Genomic DNA, 23,780 nt, shown 5'->3' on the forward strand with positions numbered 1-23,780 from the left:
GAAGTTACAGCAATCCAGCCTGTTTAAGGTACTCTGCTGCAACCTGTTCAGGATTCTCTCCCTCTACGTTCACGTCATAGTTCATCTGACGCATCTCATCATCCGTAATTTTCCCAGCAAGCTGATTCAGCACCTCAACCAGTTGTGGATATTGATCTGCCGTTTCTTGACGAAGCATCGGCGCGCCTTGATACGGTGGAAATAACTCCTGATCATCCTCCAGCACAACGAGTTCATATTGTCTCAACTCACTGTCGGTGGAGTAAGCATCAACGAGATTAATATCTCCGCGCTGAAGAGCACCATAGCGAAGCTTGGGTTCCATTGTTGCAACGTTCGGGAATTCAATCCCATACTTTTTCTGTATGCCAAGGTATCCGTCTTCCCGATCCGAGAATTCAAGTGTGAATCCTGCTTTGATCTGCTGTTCAACCGGTTTGAGATCCGAAATGGTCTTGAGATTGTATTGATCTGCGATGTTCTTTGGAACGGCCAACGTATACGTATTGTTGTAATCCATTGGGTTCAGCAGCACCATGTTGAACTGGCTTAACATTCCGTCTCTTGCTTGTTCGTAGACCTCTGTTCGATCCGTACTCACAGCCGTTTCCTTCATGAATTCGGAGATCGCTGTCCCCGTGAATTCGGGATAGATGTCAATATCACCCGACTTGAGTGCATTGAAAAGGAATGGCGTTTTGCCCAATCCGGGTTTTAGTTCAACGGTCAGGTCTGTGTCTTTTTCGATTAACAATTTGTACATATTAATGAGAATTTCGGGTTCCGCCCCCAATTTCCCGGAAATGACGAGATCCTTCTGACCACCACGTGCCACGAAGGGAATGGTAATCACAAGTATCGCGATTATTGCCAGCGAACCAAGGGTAACCAATGTTTTCTTAAAGGATAACCGCTGGAACTGACGCAATAGTGCATCAAACAAAATAGCCAGCAAGGCAGCCGGAATGGCTCCAAGAATGATCAGTTCCGTATCGTTCCGATCAATGCCCAGCAAGATTAATGCACCCAAACCTCCTGCGCCGATCAAGGCAGCAAGTGTCGCCGTTCCTACAATAAGCACCATCGCGGTCCGAATTCCGGCCATAATGACAGGCATTGCCAGTGGCAGTTCCACTTTGATTAGACGTTGCCAACTATTCATGCCCATCGCATTCGCCGCTTCGACCATGGAAGGATCAACTTCGGATATGCTTGTGTACGTGTTGCGGAGTACCGGAAGCAGCGCATACACCACCAGTGCAATGATTGCAGGAAGTGTGCCTATGCCGAATAACGGGATGAGCAATCCGAGAAGCGCCAAGGAAGGTATCGTCTGCAACACAGCCGTAACCCCGATAATTGGTTCAGCCACTCTTGGTTTGCGTGTAAGGTATATACCAAGCGGAATAGCGATGAGGACAGCAAAGAACAATGCGATAAATGAGATCTGAACATGTTCCAGCAGAGCAGACAACAACTGACCTTTGCGCTCACTGAACACCTCCGTGAATCTATTCATGTCCTTCACCTCGTTCCTGTAACTGACCAGACCAGTATTTCATCAGATCAACTCGACTGATCTCGCCAATAATCTGGCGGTTACGTTCAACCAGCAGATGGTCATGGGAAGCCATGATATCAACTAATTCCGTTAACGTAATGGATACAGGAACGGCAGTTTTGGCTGATTTTGGCACATGACCCGGTGAGAGTGGTGACATGATGGATTCGAGATCAAAATCAGATTGTGAACTCGTATCGGTGTTAGGACTTCCAACAAATTCACGTACGAAGTCATTAGCTGGCTGTCGGATCAGTTCTTCCGGGGTGCCTACCTGCAAAACCTGTCCATCCTTCATAATGCAGATGCGATCCCCCAGCTTCATCGCTTCCTGAATATCATGGGTGACAAACACAATTGTTTTTTTCATCTGACGCTGGATATCCAGAATATCGTCCTGTAATTTCTCCCGACTCATTGGATCGAGTGCACTGAACGGTTCATCCATCAAAACTATCTCGGGATCGGCAGCGAGTGCACGCAACACACCAATTCTCTGCTGTTGTCCTCCGGATAACTCGGACGGTTTACGCTCACTGTATGTATCTCCGTGCAAACCAACCATGTCCAGTAACGTATGTACACGCACCTTGATTTGATCTGACTTCCACTTTCGCAGTTCAGGAACAACTGCGATATTTTCGGCAATTGTCATATGCGGGAATAGTGCAATCTGTTGCAGCACATATCCGATATTCCAGCGCAACTCGTGAATGTTGTATTCATCGATTGGGCGTTCATTAATACGCACTGTTCCATCTGTTCGCTCAATCAGGCGATTGATCATTTTGAGCATGGTGGTTTTGCCACATCCACTCGGACCAATCATGACAAACAGTTCTCCCTTGTTAATGTTGAGGTTAACCTGACGCAAAGCCGTTGTTCCATCAGGATATTGTTTTGATACATTTTCGAACTGAATCATTCGCTCTCTTCGCCCCTTTATCTAGGGCGTGTTTCAGACACGCCCTAACATTCATCTTCATCTATTTCCCCAAAAGTGTGTTCGTATAATCACTGCTTTCCTTAGTGTCCCTTGTTAGGGAGAGATCCATATTCGAATCAACGATGTCAACATGCTGGTAGACATGCAAAAAGACGGGCACTAGGCACCGTCTTCTCATAATATGAAAATGTTTCTTCCATTATTTCCATACTTCCATATGATTCTGAATAAATTGCTCGAATGAAATCGGGTTATTCCCCGTTAATTTTTTCACCGTATCCGTCGTTTGATCTTCTCTCCCCTCCTCCCGGATAGGCACATCCAGGCCTGCGAGGGCAGCAGCGTATTCTTCTGACATTCCTGCGCGAATCATGCTGTTCCTCAATTCATCATCGGACAAAGATTCATGCTGAATGGACTGACCCAGTACACGGCTCAAGACGTCTGCAACCTGTCCATAGGACAACGTCTCCGGCCCTGTAATGATGTGCTCCGTATTATGAGGAACAATATCCGTCAGAGCATGGAACGCAACTGCCGCGATATCATCTGCACTAACAAATCCAATTTTCCCGTCACCCGTAGCACTGTATATTTTCCCGAGTTGTTTCATCGTCCCCCTATGCGGTCCCTCCGTAAAGTTCTCCATAAAATAGGAAGGCTGTAATACAGCCCACTCAGGAGCATGGGCTTTTATATACTGATGTACTTTGCCAAATATAGGACCCTCTTCATCAATTGAAGCACTGCCAAGTAAAACGAATCGCTTAACGCCGTTCCACAATGCTTCCTTGATGAACGGAATGATGACGTCTTCTGGGTTCATATCCATGACTGGCATGACAAGGTACACCTGATTCACATTTTTCAGCGCCAGCGCATATGTCTCGGAATCATACCAATCAAAATAGACATAATTATCGGCAGAACCAGAAAGAGATGGTTTAGTTCTTCCTGCCAAACGCACCGGATAATGATGCTTTTGAAGTATGGCCCCAACACGGCTTCCTGTCTTTCCATTAGCTCCGGTAATAAGTGTCAACAGTTTATCATTGATCATGCTTGTTTCCTCCTAAGTCCGATTCAAGTACGACCATCGGATTCCAATAGTCTTTATAATGTGTAATTTTTCCATTAGAGTGGCTCACTACAGAGATGTACGTTTGGTTGTATAGCTTGCCTGTAACTAATGAACGCCCTTTACAAGTAAATTCAGCCACAAACTGTTGTTTCGTGGAATCAGCCAAGATCACCGGTTCAGAAAACTGCTGAATTTCAATCATCCCCAGTAGATTATGAAGATGATTCGTAATTGCGGCTTTGCCTTCCAGTTTCTGAGGATATCCTGCTGGTGCATATGGGAATTCGAAAATAGCGTCAGATGTATATAGCTCCAACCATTGTTCTAGTTTTCCCTCCAGTAGCAATTGAGTAAATCCATGCATGATCCAATACGGTATACTATTGCCCGCTTCCAACTGCTGAGATTGTGTCATCCTTATTTCCTCCTTCAGTTTGTTTCGTGTTCTTTTTCCAGACCAATCGGTCTATAATAGTCAAAAAATAAACGCCTTAAGCGTCCATTTTCAAGAAAACGTAAAGAATTCTTACTCAAATCATGTAAAACGTTAATCCAAAGCCCTTAGGGTCATCTGTACAAAATCTCGTAGCGCTTCTGCGCTTGCACCGCTCTTCGCTGTAAAGGTCAATGAGAGTCGGGAATAATTCAGAAAACGGGCAAGCCCGGGCAATTCTTCCTTTGCATGCCTCAATTCGCCACTCCTCTGGCCTCGTAACAGCGCAGTATGGAAAACATCTTCCATTTGTTGGTTAGTGGTTTGAATAAAGGCCGCGATTTCGTGATTTTGTGGTGCCTGTTCAACCGCGCTATTAATGATGAAACATTCATTACGACGATCGTTGTCTGTCAACACGTTAACCGCTTCGTTGAACAACTCCGTCACGCCTTGCCTCACATTTGTACATTCATTTAATAGTCTGATCCCCGCCTCTGTCTTCTGCTGAATATAGAATTTAAGAGCAGAGACAAATAAATCATGTTTAGTTCCGTAGGTGTCATACAGGCTTTGCCGCGCAATGCCAAGTTCACTCAGCAGTAAGCTCAAAGATGTACCTTCATAACCGTACGCTCCAAATACAGACGTTGCTTTTCTTAGAACGCTCTCCGTGTCGAACTCCTTGGCTCTTCCCAATTTAAGACCTCACCTCCCTATTCATTAACTAAAGAATACCTTTTCCAGACTGATCAGTCAAGAAAATAAATGCTTTGATTTTTGCCAAAGTGGTATAATGGGAATAGAAGCTGAATGAATTCTTTTACTATTTACCAACCATGACCACATATAAAGGAGTGTACCTATATGTATATTCAAATTACAGATTTGGCTGCAAAACGATTGACGGAAAGCCTGAATGACCAACCTGGATATTTCAAAGTGATCTATGACTTGGAAGGTTGCGGATGTAACGGAGTTATCGCTATTATCATTGTTGATGAACTTGCGACTCTCGACGCACAGATTGAAACCAATCTGGTTCCGTTCTATGTTGATCCGAAGCAGCAGCTGAACCTAGAGCAACACATGAAGCTGGATACAGAAGAGAATTATCCTTCTTTCAAACTAAGCAGTGATTCTGGTGTGCTCAGCGCCAACGTTCGCGTTCGTGACACCCGTGCAGTAACTGCGGGAAGCTCCGGTGGATCCGACGCCTGCATGCTATAACACAGTCTCCAGCATACTTGAAGTAATCTAGCATTATCTCTCTTTACAACAAAAAGCCGTTGCATTAGATGCAACGGCTTTTTTACCGTTCTTTTCCTTATATGCCTCTATCAGAGTTGCAAAAAAGACTCTATAAAAGATGAACTAAACATTTACACGAAACGGAGAGGACAGAAAAAACCTGAAGAAACGAAAGTGTTCGCCTAAAAGCTTTCTGAAAGAAAGCTGCATCGGAAGCATACGCTATCCCCGGATTTCCCCCTATAAGGGGAATTCAAAAAATCTGGGGATAACAGCGATCGGAAGGTTGTTCTGTCATCGTAGTGTCCAGTTTAAATATCTTTGGTTCAACTTATATAGCAAACTTTGTTTACAACTCGGAAACAATTGGAGAACCTATGGATATAATCCTCTAGTATACTCGGTATATAGATTCATATATTTCGAGGAGGAACACACATCATGAAATCTTTTACTCGTAAATCCATCATATCTACAATTCTCGTAGGCTCTGTTGTAGCAGGTTCTGCCTTTACTACGTTTCCCATCACTTCTAGCCTGAATCCCGTCGCGTCTGCGGCAAGCTCCAGCTTCACTCAATTTCTGCATGATAATGCACCTGGTCGTACGATCAAAACGATTAAAAATGTGGCAACTGTGACCAATGTGTCCAGTACAGTTGTGCTTGTCAATAAAAAGAGAAATCTGCCTTCAACTTATGCACCTCAAGATTTGGTTGTACCTAATATTCCTTTTAGCTTCTCAGGTTCCAGTCCGAAGAAACAAATGCGTAAAGTAGCTGCAACAGCGCTAGAGAAACTATTTGCGGCTGCCAAAAAAGACGGCATCGATATCAAAGCGGTGTCTGGCTATCGCTCTTATGCGACCCAGAAATCAATCTTTGACCGTAATGCCAGCATCAAAGGTGAAGCTGTTGCCAATAAAACAAGTGCTCGGCCAGGACAAAGCGAACATCAGACCGGTCTAGCTATGGATATCTCCAGCGCTTCGGCTGGTTATGATCTTCAGCAAAGCTTTGGCAACACCAAAGAAGGCAAATGGCTGAAAGCCAATGCCCACAAGTACGGTTTCATCATCCGTTATGGCAAAGATCAGGAGAAATTGACTGGTTACTCCTATGAGCCATGGCATGTACGTTATGTAGGGGTATATATTGCTGGTGAGATTACCAACCAGAAACTTACGCTAGAGCAGTATTTGGAACGTGCCAAATAAGGCAGGTTTGAACCCAAAGCGTAGACAGTTATGTGATTAGATAAAAGAAGAGTGACTATAGATAACATGACTGAAGGAGAAGATGGGGCCGCAACTGGCCCTCTTCTGCTTCAATTTTTCATTTACACACTTCATCATGTCCCAACGATTTTTCTAAAGACCAGTGGCAGTCTCTTCAGACCTTCTGTTCCAGCCCAAGAGCCTACTCCAGCAAGTATTACATTATGGCACAAATAAAGTGCGACATTGTACACGATAGGGCCTAGAATAATCTCCACGACTACAAAACGTTTTAACGTCGAAGATTGGATCACATATACCCGAAATTCATGAGGGTCATGTCCTCCCATATACCTTGCGATCAATGCTTTCATGAATCACCTCTAGTGTTTTATTTTAGCGTATGGCAGACAATCCTTGTCTTATTCTAAAATAATACTTACATAAAGTAACTAAGTGTGTTATAGTCAGTTTATAAATCATACATAAGCGAGGGAAACTACCATGAGTTCGTTGGAGAATCTAGTCAAAAACCGTAGATCGGCCGTTATTTTTGAAGAAGGAATTGAAATTTCGGATTCGGAACTGCAAGAAATGTTTGCCCTGAATAAATTTGCACCATCTGCCTTTAACCTACAACACACGCACTATCTTGTAATTAAAGACGAGGAACAGAAAGAGAAAGTCTATGAAGCTTCCCAGCAATATAAGGTAAAAACAGCTTCTGCGGTCATCGTGGTATTGGGCGACGTCAATGCGCATCATCATATCCGTACTATTAACGAAGGCCTGCTGAACCTGGGCGCTCTTACTCCGTTCCAATACGAGCAGGAATCCCAAAGTGTCACCGAGTTTTACGAATCTCGTGGCAGATTCTTCCAACGTGAGGATGCGATTCGCAATGCCAGCCTGTCTGCCATGCAATTGATGCTGATCGCTCAGGATCGCGGTTGGGACACTTGTCCAATGATTGGTTTTGACTCGGAAGAACTGCAACGGAGTCTGGAAATCCCTAACCATTACGTACCCGTTATGCTGATCACCATCGGCAAAAAGTCGGAAGCCAAACAGCGCCCACGCGGTTACCGTAAACCGATTAACGAATATGTTAGCTTTAACAAAATGCACGCTGAATAACATATAATATAACAAATTATATAAGTTGAACTAACATTTACACGATAACGGAGAGGACAGAAAAAACCTGAAAAAGCGAAGCGTTCGCCTAAAAGCTTTCTGAAAGAAAGCTGCATCGGAAGCAAACGCTATCCCCGGATTTTCCCCTTTAGAAAAGGAATGGAATTAAAATCTGGGATAACAGCGATTGGAAGGTTGTTCTGTCATCGTAGTGTCAGTGTAAATAATCTTTAGTTCAACACAACAAAAAAGCCACGATCTCGTGGCTTTAATACGTTTCATAGATCAACGTATCCAACATGTGAAATTCATCGTCAAACTCCGCATATATGTACAGTCGACCAGCAGGTGTATCCCCCGCATCATAACCCAATCGGAAATATTGATCTCCTTGAAATTCTGCATCAGCCAAAATCAATGTATTGATATCTTCGTCCGGATGAGCCTCGGCAATGGTTTTAAGTGCCTGCTCACCAAGCATGTCCCACCGTTTCCACGTCTCTTCCATATATGAGGATAAGGCTTCCATCTCTGTCTTGGTTGAAACCTGTGCAGTGACTACCAGTTCTTTATCCTGAATAAGTAAGCTCATCTGATAGTTGGACATCGAGACGTCATACTGAAACAACCCCATACCGGGAACTTCATGATTGGATTCAAACATTAGATTATCTGCATACTGCAGTCTTTCCAGCTTGGGATTAGCGCTATAATCCAACTCGTTTAATTTGTTCTCGGAACAGTACAACTCTCTCAGTTGTACGTTATGGCGAATATCCAGCTTGCTAATATGGTTGTTAAAACAACGGACACTCTCTAAAACTATATTTGAACGAAAATCCAACTGTTTGATATGGTTGTGGTTACAACGAAGTTCAATCAAGTTTGGACAACTTGTTACATCAAGTTCCAACATGTAATTGTTGGCGCAATCAAGTCGCCGCAGTTGTTTATTGTGTTCAAGTTCAAGTGAGAAAAGAGCGTTATAACTGCAACTAAGTTCCTCCAACTGCTCAAGGGGCTCCGAAGCCAGCTCCGACAACATATTCCAATGACACTCCACCGTTATAAGTTTGGAATTATGAGAAAGATCCAATTTGCGAAGTCGATTAAAACTGCAATCCAGCACCTGCAATTCCGAATTGGAGCGGAGGTCCAGTGTAAGAAGCTGATTCTCTCTGCAACGTAATATCCTCAGCTTGTGATTCTGAGCTAGATCCAAACCGGTCAATTGATTATAGGCACAATCCAGCTCTTGAAGACCCCTGAAATACTCGATTCCATCAAGATTGCTAATATTGTGATTTGAGAGTTCTAATATCTCAACCTCACAAACGTCACTCTCCTGGATGAAATCCCGCTGCTCACAAAAACGATCCAACACAACTTTCCTGAAATGTTCATCCGTGAAGGCATAAGTAATATCCATGTCTAACGCCTCCCCCTCTATTTTCGCTCTATTGGAACAGTCTTCCAACATATTATCACTATTCTATGAGTTTCGTCGCCGTGATTCAACAATTACCTAAGCAAATTCTTTTATACCATGTTAGCATCCAATATGTAAGAGAAATCGTACAGAGAGGAAGATTTTCATGGAAATGGTTATCGAAAACCTCCCATCGTATCGTATCGCCTATGTTCGACAAGTCGGTCCTTATGGTCCAGCCAATGCTCAAGCGATGAATACGCTGAAACAATGGGCAGACAAAAAACAACTGCTTCATGAATCAGCAATTTTATTCGGTATTCCACAAAATGACCCAACTACCACACCTCCTCAGAACTGCAGATATGATGCTTGTATTGTTATCACTGAATCTGAACGTCTGGAAGATGAGTTTGTTGAGATTGGCGAGTTATTAGGCGGAGATTATCTCATCTGCAAGGTGAGACATACGGCAGAAGCTATTCAGCAGGCATGGAATCTGATCATCCCTCATTTACAAACAAGTGGTTATCGGATGGATAACAAGCCGGTTATAGAACGATATCGTTGGGAACTGCTTAATCAGCATTATTGCGAAATATGTGTGCCTGTAAAACTCGTGTAATTCATGTTACGAGGAAACAAAAAAAGTGACTTCAGGTTGAAGTCACTTTTTTTGTTAACGACTGTTACTACTAGCTAGTTAAGACTTGTTAAGATATTAAAATGCCCAGTTGCCTTTACGGAATACCGGCTCGATTGTACCGTCTTGTAACTCACCATCGATATCCAGTTCAGCGGAACCGATCATGAAATCAACGTGAGTCAAGCTCACATTGCACTCATGCTTCAGTAACTCTTCATTTGACATGGTTGTGCCATCTTTCATATTGAATGGATACGCACTTCCCACAGCCAAGTGGCAAGATGCATTCTCATCAATACCCGTATTGTAGAAAATACGATTCAGGTTGGAGATTGGGGAGTCATGTGGTACGAGTGCGACCTCTCCCAGATAACGTGCACCTTCATCGGTGGCAAACAGGTTCTTCAAATGCTCTTCACCGGATGCTGCCGTAAACGCTACAACCTGTCCATCCTTGAATGTGATTCTCATCTGGTCTACCAGTTGCCCGTTCAGGTTCAAAGGCATTGTGCTGCTGACATACCCATTCACTCCACTGCGCTTAGGCATGGTGAATACTTCTTCTGTCGGCATGTTGGCAACCGTGTATACGCCTTGTTTATTTTCGCTACCACCGCCACCCCAGATGTGGTTGTGGACCAATTCAATTTTCAAGTCTGTACCTGGCGCACGGTAATGCAGGCTCTTATAGTTCTTTTTGTTCAGAAGATCACTCATATTATTCAAGGTATCCAGATGTTCTCTCCAATTTTGTACGGCGTCTCCGCCATCTACACGGTTCATTTTGAAGATGGTTTCCCACATCACGTTGATTCGGTCTTCTTCCGGGATGTCGGCAAATACTTTGTTCGCCCAAGCCTTGGTCGGGGCCTTGATCAGACACCAGCTAATTTCATGGTTGCGTGTGTATTTGGCATATCCGCGACGTGCGTGTGCAGCTGCCTTGGTAGCACGGGAAACGCTGTCGGAGTCAATTCCGTTATACAGTTCAGGATCTGGAACTTTAATCGTCAGGGTAGCGCCGCCTGCTTCTGCAAACTTCTCCATCATATCCGCTTTCCAGGCTGGATAGTAGTCAAAGCTGTCATTGGAACCATGCTCAAAACGACTGCGGGTAATGTTGTCGTCATCGAAGTCCACTTGTACATAGTTGGCACCAGCCGCATAGGCTTTTTGCACAATGAGACGTGTGAATTCAAGCGTTTCGATCGGTGCAGTGACGAGCAGATCCTGTCCTTTTTGAATATTCACGCCAACTTTAACAACTAGTTCTGCGTATTGTTCCAATGACTTTTCAAAGGTCTGTTCAAATTGACTCATGGTTGTGTTCACTCCTGTTTCATATATTATGGCATGGTTTGCATACTTGGGATCTGTTGAGTGGCCTTTACAGCGAAGGATCGTTCTTTAGATCGTCGTTGTCTCCAAATTTTCTTCATCGTATTTTTCAAAGGTTAATATTCGGAGACAAATACGACCGCTATCGCTTCTGCAGAATCGACTCCTTCTCTTTCGCTACGCAGGCACAATATCTAAAATTTCATCTATACAAAATGATCTAACCATTACGTTTTTCTTGTTCACGTAACTCGATCCGGCGGATTTTACCAGAGTTGGTCTTTGGCAGATCCGTAACAAATTCGATCTTACGTGGATATTTATAAGGTGCTGTGATTTCCTTGACGTGGTGTTGTAGTTCACGCATCAGTTCCGGTGAAGCCAGTGAATCGTCTCTCAACACAACAAAAGCTTTGACAATATTGCCACGGATTTCATCCGGACTTGCAACCACCGCACATTCCTTCACACTGGCGTGTTTCATGAGTGCTTCTTCCACTTCAAATGGTCCAATCGTGTAACCCGAACTGATGATAATGTCGTCACTGCGACCTTCAAACCAGAAGTATCCTTCTTCGTCTTTGCGCGCACGGTCCCCTGTTACAAAATAATCGCCACGCTGACTCGCTTCCTTCCGTCCCTCATCCTGATAATAGGACCGGAACAAAGCTGGCATCTCTTTGTGTACCGCGATATCTCCTACTTCACCCGGAGGCACAGGTTGTCCCTCATCGTCAATAATTTCAATCAACCCAGGTGTAATCGACTGACCCATCGAGCCAATACGTACAGGCGCATCTTTGAGACTGCCGATTAACAACGTGCTCTCGGTCTGTCCATATCCGTCCCGAATAGTCAGGTCAAAGTGACGCTGGAAGATTTCAATGACTTCCTGATTGAGCGGTTCACCCGCTGAAACAGCACTGCGCAGATGAGACAGGTCATAATGTCCAAGATCATCGGCTTTGGCCATCAACCGATATTCCGTTGGTGTACAGCAAAGGACATTAATCTGATGTTCCTGCATCAGTTCCAGATAACGCTTGGGCTGGAATGATCCATTGTAGACCAGTCCAGTCGCGCCTCTTCCGAGTACCGACAGGAACGGGCTCCAGATCCATTTTTGCCAGCCAGGTGCAGCCGTTGCCCATACGGTATCTGAAGGTTGAATATCCAACCATAACGAAGAAGCGATCCGCAGGTGGGCATATCCCCAACCGTGGCTATGTACAACTCCTTTGGGATTACCTGTTGTGCCCGAAGTATAAGCAAGGATAGCCGTATCATCACGATGAGTCTCCACCGCAACCATCTCTTCGGGTTGATTCTGCATTAACTGATGCACATTGACCCAACCTTCAGCAGGTACGCCAACTTCACCATTCGGTGATGCCACGATGCGATGTGCCAGTGACGGCAGATCCGCGTCCATCTTTTGTACTTCTGAAGTCGTCTCGGACCATACAATAACAGCCCGCGCCTCAGAGTGACGCAGACGATATTCCAGATCTTTTGCCCGTAACATCTCGGAGGAAGGAATAACGGCAATCCCCAGTTTCAGACAAGCAATATAAATGACATAGGCAATAATACGGCGTGGTACCATGACCAACACCCGATCACCCTTCTCTAGTCCAAGTTCACGCAGACCTCCAGCAAGACGATTCGCCTGCTTAAATAAATCACCATACGTGATCTCTTCCACCTCTCGTTGATCGCTGAGCCATCTAAGTGCAATCCGCTCTGATGGATGATTCTCCATCTCGGATGTCAGGTTATAGCTTTCAGGCGAAATCCACTGTTCAAAGTTCAAATGGAGCCTCTCCTTCGTAGTTCAATTGTAAAGCTTCTATATATTATACCCTAAATCCTAGGACCAGGTGCTATGAACTAGGTTCATTCTGAAAAAATAAACATAGGTCAATTAATGAACTATTATAATAGATCTTATCCTATAATGAAAATGACATATACAAAATGGCGCCTTCCTGATTGATCAGGTAGGCGCCATTTTCATTCTTCATTTATATTACATTAATTTTACCTAACTATAATTTTCACACAGCTGTACTGTGTATGTTACCACGGATAATTACCCATTCCGTCCAAAATGCTTTCGATCTCATTCAACTCTTCCGTTGTCAGATCCGGTGCGCTGAGCGCAGCTACATTTTCTTCAATCTGGGACACACGGCTTGCCCCAATCAATGCAGAAGTTACACGGTTACCACGCAAAATCCAGTTCAGAGCCAGTTGGGAGATCGTTTGACCTCTTCGCTCCGCAACCGCCTGAAGTGCATCGAACTTGGCAATCCGTTCGTCCGTATATGCTTCTTTTTTCAAATTGCCTGTTGGATTGGCTCGTTCTTCCTTGATCTTGTCGACATATTTATTCGTCAACTGACCGCGGCCGAGTGGACAGAACGCAATGGAACCTACGCCCTGCTCATCCAGTACGTCTTGCAGACCGTCTTCAATCCAGCGATTCAGCATCGAGTAGTTTGGCTGATGAACCAGACATGGCGTACCCAGACGACGAAGAATGGTTACCGCTTCTTGTGTCTGTTCTGCATTATAATTGGACAAGCCCACATACAGAGCTTTACCTTGCCGCACGATATGATCCAGCGCCGTCATCGTTTCTTCTAATGGCGTGTCCGGATCTGGACGGTGATGATAGAAAATGTCTACATAATCCAGTCCCATCCGACCAAGACTTTGATCGAGACTGGCAATCAGGTTTTTGCGGGAGCCCCACTCGCCGTAAGGTCCATTCCACATATGGTAGCCTGCCTTCGATGAGATAAGCAGTTCATCCCGGTAAGGACGAAGATGTTTTTTGTAAATCACGCCAAAGTTCTCTTCCGCTGATCCTGGAGGTGGACCATAGTTATTCGCCAGATCGAAATGGTTAATTCCGAGGTCAAAGGCACGCAAAATCATTTCTTCCTGAATATCCAATGTACGGTTGCCACCAAAGTTCTGCCATAGACCCAGCGCAATTTGCGGAAGTCTGATTCCGGATTTGCCGGAACGTACATATTTCATTTCATCATATCGTTGTTCACTCGCAGTATAGGGCATCGTTATTCTCACTTTCCTGTAAGGTTTGTTGAATTCCTTTTCATCTTAGACATTTTCCTGGATAAACGATATGGCATTTCACTTTGAACATATGGAATAATGATTGTTATCTATATATACTAATGTTAAATAATTAATCTTTTTATCTATTTAGTATGTTAAAATGCAAGATGAGACAAAATCGTACAGGAGTGAATACCCTTGATTACGTATATGTTCAAAAACAATCATTTTCAGGAGCTTCAGCTCCTTCATTATGGAACCGAAGCCTGTACGCCAGGTCACCACTTTGGCCCTGCCATGCGAGACTATTATAAAATTCATTATATTTTGAATGGCAAAGGCACCTTCGAAGTTGGTGGCAAAACGTATACACTGCACAAAGGGCAAGGATTTCTGATCGTTCCGCACTCTGTTGTTCATTACGAAGCAGATCAGGATGACCCTTGGGAATACAGCTGGGTTGCTTTCCAAGGCAGCAATAGTTCTTCCTTTTTACAGCAAGCATGTCTGTCCGAGCATCACCCGATTTTTGAGTTGGGTAATGAGGATGACGAGATGCGATCCTGCCTGCACCGAATGATCAATTCCCGCAATACCCACAAAGGCTGGGAGATTAGCATGACTGGTTTGTTGTATCAATTCTTCTCTATTTTGATTGATCAGGCTAATTCAGAGCATCTTCAACCCATGCCTGATTATTCGAAGGAAACGTACGTTACGCAGGTAATGGACTTCATTGAAATGAACTATGCCAATGCCATTACCGTTCAGTCCATCGCGGCCCATGTCGGTTTGCAGCGCAGTTACCTGTGCTCTCTCTTCAAGGACCAGATGGGAAGCAGCATCCAGTCGTATCTGGTTCATTACCGGATGCGCAGGGCTACCGAATTGACCCTTGATCCCGGCCTGACCATTGGTGATATTGCCCGTTCTGTGGGCTATACGGATCAATTGCTTTTCTCCAAAATGTTCAAAAAAGTGATGGGTGAAGCGCCCACCTACTACCGCAAACATAAAACAGCACCCTCCCAGTTAAGTTGTTAATTGGGAAGGTGCTGTTTGTGCCAATCGTTTATCCTTACAGTCGTGATTCCTTACATTCTATACGTTGGTTTATACCGTCTCCGGCATGGATATGCCAACAACTTGCACTTTGATTTCATCGACCATAACGCCGGCTAATTGTTCTACAGCCTGTTGAACATTATGTTGAAGTTCACGGCAGACCTCGTGCATCTTGTTGCCATATTGAATATTGATGCGCAGCTGGATGGTTGCCTGATCGTCTTTGACGTGTACGTCAATCCCTTTTTGCAGGCTCTTGCCGCTGATACTCTTGGCAATCCCTTCAGTCAGTCCAACGGACATGGAGGATACACCAGCCGTTGATTGAGCGGCCATTCCCACGATCTTGGATAACACATCGTTCGAGATGTGAATGGTACCCATTTGAACAGATTGAGGTGCGATATATTCAGGTTCATTGTATTGTTTTTCGATAATTTCAGACATGTGCTCCACTCCTTCGAATAATTAAATTCTATGCATTCTGCCATTTGTCCTTAAAGAACATGTTATAGATTCGAACCAAAAGAATTTTAACGATCATATAAACCGGGATAATAATCAGGATGGCAATAATTCCACCTAGATCGCCTGCACCCAACACCAGAATGATGGTCGTGAGCGGGTGAATATCCAGCTTTTTGCCGAATACGTACGGTGCAACCAGGTTGTCCTGAATCTGCTGAGCGACAAGAATAATAATCAGAGACCAGATGGCAACCGATGGTGATACCACGAGACCCATGATCACAATAGGTACGGACGACACAATCGCTCCGATAAACGGAACAAAGTTCATGATGACCGCAATTACCGTGAGCAGTAATGCGTACGGCAGTCCAATGATCAAGAAACCGATATACATCAGTACACCCAGCGCCAGATTGACCAAAACTCTTCCCACGATAAAACCACTCAACGCCTGATCAATCTCAATTACAACATCACGGCTGTCATTTTGGAAACGTTTTGGAGCAATATGTGCCAATTTACGACCAAATTTCTCGCCTTGTAACAGCATATAGAACAAAAGGATCGGTAGTGTAAACAAGATGATCGCAAAACTGGAAACAAGTGAGAAAAATCCACTTACATAGTTGGTTACAAAGTTAAATCCTTTGTTGATATACTCCGTGATCTGGGAGAAAGGTGTCGAGCCCTCAGGGAACAAGGCCTGAATGGCACCATTTTGCTCCAGCTCTCTGAGCTGGTCACTTAATGAATTAATTAAACTTGGTGCGTTATCGACCAGATTGAACAGTTGCTCACGTAACGATGGCCATAAACCAATGATGAAGAACACTCCCAGAATAGCAATAACCAGATAGATTAGCAAAATACTTAGCGTGCGATTTATTTTCTTTTTCTCCATATAATTCACAAGCGGCCTTAGCAGATAATAAAAGAACACCGACAACATCATCGGCACGGTAATGACCGTGATCATGGTGACGAGCGGCTGAAAGATGAAGCTTACACGTGATAATAAATAGATATTAACCAATATCAGCGCCAGTGCAATACTGAACCGGACAAACGTATTTACTTTGAACAAAATATTTCCCCCCACATGGACATTTCTTCTCTTATTTAATTTGGAATCTCAATGCTAAACACGGTGGTTTCTCGCCCACGCCGGGAAAGGATCAGCCGTCCGCCCATTTTCTCCGTATTACGTCGTGCGATGGACAAACCAAGTCCGGTGCCTCCGGTCGCTGTCCGCGCCTCATCCCCTCGTACAAACGGGTCAAAGATCGTTGACCATAGTTCTTGAGGTATGCCCACTCCGTTATCTGCCACCTCTATCACCACATGGGTATGAAGCGGAATGAGTTCGACGCGTAGTTCGGTCCCGATTGGATTATAAGACAGAGCATTGGTAATCAGATTCTGGATGACTCTGGATAACAGCTCCGGATCGTACCTCGCGTAGATCACCTCATCAGGAACAAGTACATGAAGGACAAACTGTTTCTGTTCAATCTCCCCATAGGTATCTGCCATAATCTCGCGCAGGAATTCTCCAATCTCTCTTCTCTGAATATGCATGCGAAAATCGGGCGAATCCACCTTGAGCAGCTCCAGCATATTCTGTATCATGCGTGCAACTTGAACAGACTTGTTATAGATGTATCCCAGATATCTTTGCTGTCTATCCTTGTCCTCCCCACGTCCTTCCACCAATGCCTGCGCATATCCCTGTATGGATGTTATCGGTGTCTTCAGATCATGTGATAAGTCTACAATCAGTCGCTGTTTGCTCTCTTCCGCGTAACGTTTCTCCGCAGAGGTGTTCTCAATGACATCCGCCATGTAGTTGAAAGTCTCACCTATCTGGACAAATTCCCTCTCGGCTGAGATCGACATCCGTGTACTATAATTTCCCTGTATCATCTGCGTAAGACCCGAGGAGAGGATACTGAGTGGTTTTTTGATTCTCCGTGCGACCCAATAGCTATAGACAAAGATCAACAATAAAACCAAACCGATGCCAATCATAATGTAAAAGGATAATGGATGTTTCAGATTAGTAATCAACTGATTATCATTAATTCGCACGCTGACCAGATCACGCGGGATTTTGAGCAATACATACGCTGCCGCTCCTTCTGTCGAGAGGGGAGTGATCGAATAATAGTATTCTTGGTCACTCCGATTTTCGAGTCCATCATACAGATCGGCTTCACTGTATTGCGTGAACGCATCTTGCTTGTCTCCCACATGATGAATGACATTGCGATTCGCATCCAGAATTTCAATCCAGCCGCCGCTATCCTTGAGACGTTGAATCTCTGTGTCTTTGCCTTTCGACACCGAACCTCCACCGGAATAAAATTCGTTCTCCAGCTCTGCTACATACACGTGGGCTTCAACATTCAGATCCGGATCAACCACCTGATCCGAAATGCGAAAATCCACGACATCAAGTGAAACCATAAGGTACACAATCAATACCAGTAACAGCAAAAAGAAGTTGAACAGTAAGAAGTCCAAAGTCAGGGATGTCTGCAACAGTCGCTTTTCTCTAGCTTTCCATGGGCGCTTCAATTTTGTATCCCAGTCCCCTTATCGTTTTGAGATATTCCGGTTGTCTGGAGTCACACTCGATCTTCTCCCGAATGTTGCTGATATGTACCATAATCGTGCTGTCCTCGTGCGCATAATAGTCGCCCCAGACCGCTTCGTATATTTTTTTACGGGTGAACACTCGACCAGGTTGATCAAGCAACAATTCCATAATTTTATACTCTGTAGAGGTCAATGTTACAGGACTTCCTGAACGAAAAAGGATACATTGGGATCGATCCAGCGTCAGATCACCTAATACCAGATTCTGTTCTTTCGCTTCGGGGATCTCCGCTGCATCAAATTGATTAACTCTTCTGAGCAACGCCTCTACTCTGGCGACAATCTCAAGCGGGTTGAACGGCTTCGCTATATAATCGTCTGCCCCAAGTCCAAGTCCAAGGATTTTATCGTGATCCTGACTTTTGGCGGATAGGAACAGTACAGGCATGTGATATGTGGCTCTGATCTGTTTGATCAACTGCAATCCATCCATTACAGGCATCATGATGTCCAGTATGACCAGATCGATCTGTGTTGAACGTATGCATTGTAATGCCTCGGCTCCATTCACCGCAGTTTTAATGGTATAGTCCTTCTCCAGATATAGTTGAAGCAGTTCAACAATCTCTGGTTCGTCATCTGCAATTAATACGGTGTATCTCATGTTATTCCTCTCATTTCCTATACTCTATGCCTATCTCTACATTATTACTATATACTACGTCTCTTAATTCAACCTAAATCATTTCTAAAGATAATCTAAATAAATAGAAATAGAGCCCTGGCTCAGGCCAAGGCATTAACTAAAATAGGGCTGTTTTCAGCCTACATTCAAGCTTTTCGTTCTTCATTCAGGCTTTTCAATCTTCATTCGGACCATTTGTATTAGATCATCAGATCAGTCCTTAAGCGAACGAAGCCACGGCTCAACTTTCCCCAATAAACGTTCCTTGTCATACTGCACATATTGGTTCGCCCGATTGCGCACGGGATCACCCGCGTAGAAACGTTCATATAGATCATGCCTTGCTCCGAGTGGACTTCCGGTCAGCTCCCATGCGAGTTGAAAGAGTCGAATCTTCTCCGGGGCTTGCATCGTTACTCCGCCAAGATATTTGCCAATCATGGAACCCATCATTTCATTCATCTCAAACGTACCTGAAGGAATCTGAATCAGACCACCCGCAGCAATCGTCTTCAAAATCTCCACCGCGCGGGGATAATAGTGATTTCCCAGATTACGTGCGGTTTCAATATATTTGAATTCCGGCAGCCAGTTGCCAAATGCGTCCGGCTTGGACTGTGCTTCAGCAGCAATAATCAGTCCCTCGATAGTCTGCATCTGACTGATCAGTTCTCCAACTTGTTCCTGCACATTCAGGAAAGAGTCTACCCCGATCTCCTTGGCAATGGATGAGGTCACGGCTGTAATGAACTCCAGTTTCGAGTGTAATCGAATGACACTCTGATGGTAGGCCAGACTGGCCGAAGCTGTATTGCAGCGAATCTGCCATACGGCTTCAGGGTTATTGTGCAGTAATACACGTTCCCAGGGCACAAATACATCATCAAAAAATAATACAGCATCCATCTCATCATACTGCGCACTGAGTGGATGTGATTTATCTGTATCTTTTGTGGCAAAAGATTCACGACACATCATGTGCAAGCCCGGACTGTCCGCGGGTACAATTACCATATGGGCCAGCTCTGGCAGGTGGCCTGGAATTCGTTGAACGGGATAAGCAATGATATCATCGGCATAAGGCGCTGCTGTTGCCACCATTTTGGCCCCGCGAATGACTACGCCCTCCGTATTACTTTTGATAATCCGTAGCATGGCATCCTCATCTTCACCAACAGGCAAGGAACGATTAATCTGCGGGTCCCGCTGGACAATCGTCAGGAATGCATCTTTTCGTTTGGCTTGTTCAAAATAAGCGGATATTTTGTCTGCAAATGCCGGGTCATGCGCTGTCATCTCTTGTCGTGTTGCATACCAACCTGTCAGCCGGGATCGGGCATAATCAGACAATCGGCTCATCACCCCGTACGTCCGATCGGCCCAGAGCCGAAAAGCATCCGCCCTGCTGTTTACGTCAGGAAGTGAACGAGGCACTAGAAAAGAGCGATGCACGTAACTTCCCGTCTGTTCGTCCCAATAGGCCACGGTTTCCCTTGTCTCCGGGTCATCCACCAGATTGAACAATCCTTCTATGGTTTGAAGTGTTCCCTGAAAGGCCTGATGCCCAGTTACCTGGATACGCTCTCCGTCCAGCCATACATTCCGCTCATCATTCAAACGTTGAATGTAAGCTTGTCCACGAGACATCGTGATACTCATGATATGTCCTCCCTCTCAGGCACCGGCCTGACATTTCTGTAACTCCATCCTTCTAACTGCTTGAGAAACTATGTAATGATACATTTTGTATCTAACAAAATAGTACTGTGCCAGGGATAGAAAAGTCAACAGACACCGAGCGAAGAGTCCGGTGTCTGTTGGGCCATGCTATTTTAGACTAATTTGGAATACATGTGACGCAGATACCGCCAGCGAACGAGTGCAAAATACAAAATCTGCATGGAAGCAAACACCAAGAAGATGCGCAGGCTGTATCCAAAGACCGAGAAATCAACCAGTTGCTGCAACGCCACAAAGGCAACCGAACTGTGGATGACCGCCACCAGAATCGGCAGGAAGAACATAAGCAATAGCTGCCTTGTTACGATCTTACGGAGTTCGGGACGACTCAGTCCCATTTTGCCAATCATGCGATACTGCGCTTCATCCCGTTCTAGATCTGCGTAAAGTCTGAAATACGTGAAACTTGCTGCAAAGGTGAAGAAAACAATGCCGATCAGGCCGCTCAAAATTAGAATGATGCCATTGGTCTGCTTGGAATTAAGCCAATCCACCACAAGCGCGCTGACCTCGTAATAACCTTTTTCGGAATGATCATCTTGAATGGATTTGATCAATTCAGGAGCAAAGCTGCGTGTACCCATCCAATCTTTCACGATAAATTGTATCGTTCGACTCGAATAGAAACCTTCAGGCATGCCAACTTCCTCGTTGTACGCAGGTCTCATCTTATTAAACAATTCGTCGGTTACGACGTAGAGATAAATTTCATATTGAAAAGGAATCACAATATCGGTACCAGGTGTCGATAGCTGGACAGGTATGTGCTGATTATCAACCTCCAGATTGATCTTTCCTCCCGAGGCTCCTTTTTCAACCTGTTCACGGTACTCCTTGCGCATCGCCAAATTGCTTGGTGTCATAAATGACTCATCGATTTGTTTCAACGTACGTTCTTCATACCCCAGTGCCTTCGCAAGACGGTTATAATCACTCAGTTTGATAATATTCCCATTATTATTTTCACCTATAGGAGCATAACTGCCCTTCACGTAGGGAACTTGATTATCAATCAACGTTTCTTCAATCTGCCGAATATGTCGCTCGGAGTTTGGAGTATACCAGTTATTCATATAACTGAATGCGTACGGATTCGACATGGACGACAACCCCGGGTCAGCAATAGCAAGCATGGTGCCAATTCCCGTAAATGAAGAAGCCGAGATGATACTTACCATGAAAAACATGATGGCGTTATCTTTCATTCTATAGGTAAGTTCAGATAGGAAGAGCAGATTGGTTTTACGGAAAAACAACCTTGGATTTCTTTTCAGTGCCCGAATGATGTATACACTGAGCTGCGTGAACAGAAAGTACGTACCTGCAATAACAACCACGACACTTGCGAGTAATAACGGAAAGGAGAAGCTTATCCATACAAAAGTGAATACTCCTGCATAACCCCCACCAATCAACAATACGGATAACAAGGCGAGTAGACGTGAGGCTTTGGGTTCCGGTTTCGGTTTTTCCTCTGATTTCACAAGGTCAATGAGAGTTCCTTTGCGAATGAGCAAGGACGAGGACATCGCGATCACAACAAACAGCAGCAGAAATGCACCTGCCGTCAGGGCAATGCTTTTTAGCGGAAAATAGAATCGAAGGCTGTTCTCAACAGCCAGCATGGAGCCACAGATCAGCAGGATCAATTTGCCGAAAATAATTCCGAGTCCAATCCCGGTAATAATGGAGGCTAATCCGATACACATGTTCTCCATAAACAGGAGCCGGTTCATCTGTTTACGTGTCATGCCTATGATCAAGAAAATACCAAATTCCTTCTTGCGCGTCTTCAGAAATGAACCAACGGAGTAGAGCAGGAACAGGAATGAAAAGATGAATATAATGATCTCTGCAATCACAAACCCCTGATTTGCAAGCAACGTAACCGTCCCACTTGATCCCTTTAAGCCCGCTTTCAAATCAGGATGGAACAGGAGCAATGCGTAAGTAAAAAAGATCATAACGGAAAATGTACTGCTCAGAAAATGAGCCAGATAAATTCGTTTGTTACGAACAACGTTATTAATGGCGAACTGGCGAAAATTCATGTCCTGAACCTCCCATTAGGGATAATACATTAATAATCTTCTGGTAAAAGGCTGCGCGATTATCGCCGTAGTGAATTTCATTATACAGTTTGCCATCCTTGATAAAGACAACCCGACTGCAATAACTTGCAGCTACTGCATCATGAGTGACCAGCAGCATCGTAGCCTGATCCTCCTGATTGCGAGTTTCGAGAATCTCCATGACATCTCTTGCCGCCTTCGAATCCAGGTTGCCTGTTGGCTCATCGGCCAGAATCAGCTTCGGGGAATGGATAAGCGCTCTGGCAATGGCCGTACGCTGTGCCTGTCCTCCTGATATCTCATATGTCCGTTTGTTCAGAATACCCTCGATCCCCAGCTTGCTTGCCAGATGTTCAACACGAGTGTTCATCTCTGCTAGCGAAACACCGTCAAGAGTCAGTGGCAGCACAATGTTTTCCTTGACTGTCAGGGTATTTAACAGATTGAACGATTGAAAAACAAATCCAAGCTCTTTGCGCCGGAACAGCGCGAGTTCGTCCTGATTCAATTCAAACGGATTCTTCCCTGCAATCCGCAGTTCGCCTGATGTTGGGTGATCAATGGTTGAGATCATGTTCAGCAGTGTTGTTTTGCCACTACCGGATGGTCCCATGATGCCAACAAACTCACCTTCCTGAATACTGAGGTCAATACCTGATAACGCTTCATAAGATACGATGCCTTTGTAGATTTTACTGATCTGTTTCACAGAACAAATCTCCATGGTTACAACTCCTTAGTGATATATTAATTCAAAATCAAGTTACTTTTCATGCTGTGTGCATGCGTATTGTGCGTGGCCTTTCCTGTACTCTTATGACTATAGTCTATCGAAGTTTCGGCCATTCTCCTATGGTTTAACCTTTCATCAACATGACAATGTTGTAAGGTTGCATCATAAAAATCAAAAAGACGCCTTCGCCCCGATCAGGCAATAGACGTCTATACTTACACTCACACTGTAATATATACTCCACTCACACTTATTCAACAAAAATACAGACCTCACGTCCCAATCTTATCTT

The 23,780-nt window shown here is 44.5% G+C and carries 22 protein-coding genes; 5 read left to right on the plus strand and 17 right to left on the minus strand.

Annotation, left to right across the window (positions count from 1 at the left end; translation table 11 throughout):
- Positions 1-4 precede the first annotated feature (4 nt).
- From opuFB to AC1DE7_RS07685, 5 genes are all read right to left on the minus strand, one after another.
- Positions 5-1,519, minus strand: a complete 1,515-nt coding sequence (gene opuFB / locus AC1DE7_RS07665) for an osmoprotectant update ABC transporter permease/substrate-binding subunit OpuFB (RefSeq protein WP_477534067.1) — start codon at positions 1,517-1,519, stop codon at positions 5-7.
- Entirely contained in the window at positions 1,512-2,486 is a 975-nt protein-coding gene (locus AC1DE7_RS07670) for an ABC transporter ATP-binding protein (protein WP_477534068.1), read from the minus strand. The genes opuFB and AC1DE7_RS07670 overlap by 8 nt, the downstream gene beginning before the upstream one ends.
- A 220-nt stretch (positions 2,487-2,706) precedes the next feature.
- Positions 2,707-3,567 carry an ergot alkaloid biosynthesis protein gene (locus AC1DE7_RS07675; RefSeq protein ID WP_477534069.1) on the minus strand — a complete coding sequence of 287 codons (861 nt, stop codon included), beginning with the start codon at positions 3,565-3,567 and terminating at the stop codon, positions 2,707-2,709.
- Complete coding sequence (locus tag AC1DE7_RS07680) at positions 3,557-4,003, minus strand: nuclear transport factor 2 family protein (RefSeq protein ID WP_477534070.1); 447 nt, start codon at positions 4,001-4,003, stop codon at positions 3,557-3,559. Before AC1DE7_RS07680 ends, AC1DE7_RS07675 begins: the two co-directional genes overlap by 11 nt.
- A gap of 132 nt (positions 4,004-4,135) precedes the next feature.
- Positions 4,136-4,720 carry a TetR/AcrR family transcriptional regulator gene (locus tag AC1DE7_RS07685; protein ID WP_477534071.1) on the minus strand — a complete coding sequence of 195 codons (585 nt, stop codon included), beginning with the start codon at positions 4,718-4,720 and terminating at the stop codon, positions 4,136-4,138.
- 168 nt (positions 4,721-4,888) lie between these two features.
- Between AC1DE7_RS07685 and AC1DE7_RS07690 the strand changes: the two genes are divergently transcribed.
- Entirely contained in the window at positions 4,889-5,251 is a 363-nt protein-coding gene (locus tag AC1DE7_RS07690) for an iron-sulfur cluster biosynthesis family protein (RefSeq protein ID WP_336759844.1), read from the plus strand.
- 462 nt (positions 5,252-5,713) lie between these two features.
- On the plus strand, positions 5,714-6,487 hold the full coding sequence (locus tag AC1DE7_RS07695) for a M15 family metallopeptidase (protein WP_340967278.1): 774 nt from the start codon (positions 5,714-5,716) through the stop codon (positions 6,485-6,487).
- Between the two features lie 134 nt (positions 6,488-6,621).
- Here AC1DE7_RS07695 and AC1DE7_RS07700 read toward each other — a convergent pair whose 3' ends face one another.
- The gene (locus AC1DE7_RS07700; RefSeq protein ID WP_235193803.1) at positions 6,622-6,861 is read right to left on the minus strand and encodes a hypothetical protein; all 240 of its coding nucleotides are present in this window, start codon (positions 6,859-6,861) and stop codon (positions 6,622-6,624) included.
- Positions 6,862-6,991: 130 nt separating this feature from the next.
- Here AC1DE7_RS07700 and AC1DE7_RS07705 point away from each other — a divergent pair, with 130 nt between their 5' ends.
- Positions 6,992-7,624: a nitroreductase family protein gene (locus AC1DE7_RS07705; protein WP_477534072.1), complete on the plus strand. Its 633-nt coding sequence runs from the start codon at positions 6,992-6,994 to the stop codon at positions 7,622-7,624.
- 268 nt (positions 7,625-7,892) lie between these two features.
- On the opposite strand, the gene AC1DE7_RS07710 is transcribed toward AC1DE7_RS07705, so the two are convergent.
- The gene (locus tag AC1DE7_RS07710; RefSeq protein ID WP_477534073.1) at positions 7,893-9,053 is read right to left on the minus strand and encodes a leucine-rich repeat domain-containing protein; all 1,161 of its coding nucleotides are present in this window, start codon (positions 9,051-9,053) and stop codon (positions 7,893-7,895) included.
- Between the two features lie 166 nt (positions 9,054-9,219).
- Here AC1DE7_RS07710 and AC1DE7_RS07715 point away from each other — a divergent pair, with 166 nt between their 5' ends.
- Complete coding sequence (locus AC1DE7_RS07715; protein WP_477534074.1) at positions 9,220-9,678, plus strand: AraC family transcriptional regulator; 459 nt, start codon at positions 9,220-9,222, stop codon at positions 9,676-9,678.
- Positions 9,679-9,774: 96 nt separating this feature from the next.
- On the opposite strand, the gene AC1DE7_RS07720 is transcribed toward AC1DE7_RS07715, so the two are convergent.
- From AC1DE7_RS07720 to AC1DE7_RS07730, 3 genes are all read right to left on the minus strand, one after another.
- Positions 9,775-11,019 carry an aminopeptidase gene (locus tag AC1DE7_RS07720; protein WP_477534075.1) on the minus strand — a complete coding sequence of 415 codons (1,245 nt, stop codon included), beginning with the start codon at positions 11,017-11,019 and terminating at the stop codon, positions 9,775-9,777.
- Between the two features lie 238 nt (positions 11,020-11,257).
- Positions 11,258-12,850, minus strand: a complete 1,593-nt coding sequence (gene mbcS / locus AC1DE7_RS07725) for an acyl-CoA synthetase MbcS (protein WP_477534076.1) — start codon at positions 12,848-12,850, stop codon at positions 11,258-11,260.
- Positions 12,851-13,116: 266 nt separating this feature from the next.
- Positions 13,117-14,121, minus strand: a complete 1,005-nt coding sequence (locus tag AC1DE7_RS07730) for an aldo/keto reductase (protein ID WP_074094841.1) — start codon at positions 14,119-14,121, stop codon at positions 13,117-13,119.
- A 201-nt stretch (positions 14,122-14,322) separates the two neighbouring features.
- Here AC1DE7_RS07730 and AC1DE7_RS07735 point away from each other — a divergent pair, with 201 nt between their 5' ends.
- A complete protein-coding gene (locus AC1DE7_RS07735; protein WP_477534077.1) occupies positions 14,323-15,168 on the plus strand; it encodes an AraC family ligand binding domain-containing protein in 846 nt (281 codons plus the stop codon).
- Positions 15,169-15,237: 69 nt separating this feature from the next.
- Here AC1DE7_RS07735 and AC1DE7_RS07740 read toward each other — a convergent pair whose 3' ends face one another.
- The 7 genes from AC1DE7_RS07740 to AC1DE7_RS07770 all read right to left on the minus strand — a co-directional run bounded on the left by AC1DE7_RS07740 (position 15,238) and on the right by AC1DE7_RS07770 (position 23,479).
- Positions 15,238-15,636, minus strand: a complete 399-nt coding sequence (locus tag AC1DE7_RS07740; RefSeq protein WP_047842725.1) for an Asp23/Gls24 family envelope stress response protein — start codon at positions 15,634-15,636, stop codon at positions 15,238-15,240.
- Positions 15,637-15,664: 28 nt separating this feature from the next.
- Complete coding sequence (locus AC1DE7_RS07745) at positions 15,665-16,744, minus strand: AI-2E family transporter (protein WP_076318067.1); 1,080 nt, start codon at positions 16,742-16,744, stop codon at positions 15,665-15,667.
- Positions 16,745-16,779: 35 nt separating this feature from the next.
- A complete protein-coding gene (locus tag AC1DE7_RS07750; protein ID WP_477534078.1) occupies positions 16,780-18,237 on the minus strand; it encodes a sensor histidine kinase in 1,458 nt (485 codons plus the stop codon).
- Positions 18,215-18,922: a response regulator transcription factor gene (locus AC1DE7_RS07755; RefSeq protein WP_477534079.1), complete on the minus strand. Its 708-nt coding sequence runs from the start codon at positions 18,920-18,922 to the stop codon at positions 18,215-18,217. The genes AC1DE7_RS07750 and AC1DE7_RS07755 overlap by 23 nt, the downstream gene beginning before the upstream one ends.
- Positions 18,923-19,156: 234 nt before the next feature.
- On the minus strand, positions 19,157-20,602 hold the full coding sequence (locus AC1DE7_RS07760; RefSeq protein WP_477534080.1) for a 4-hydroxyphenylacetate 3-hydroxylase family protein: 1,446 nt from the start codon (positions 20,600-20,602) through the stop codon (positions 19,157-19,159).
- A gap of 173 nt (positions 20,603-20,775) precedes the next feature.
- Positions 20,776-22,734, minus strand: coding sequence for an ABC transporter permease (locus AC1DE7_RS07765; protein ID WP_047842722.1), 1,959 nt, complete (start codon positions 22,732-22,734; stop codon positions 20,776-20,778).
- Positions 22,709-23,479 carry an ABC transporter ATP-binding protein gene (locus AC1DE7_RS07770; RefSeq protein WP_076318070.1) on the minus strand — a complete coding sequence of 257 codons (771 nt, stop codon included), beginning with the start codon at positions 23,477-23,479 and terminating at the stop codon, positions 22,709-22,711. The genes AC1DE7_RS07765 and AC1DE7_RS07770 overlap by 26 nt, the downstream gene beginning before the upstream one ends.
- Between the last annotated feature and the right edge of the window lie 301 nt (positions 23,480-23,780).

The organism is Paenibacillus sp. 10L310 (assembly GCF_056395745.1).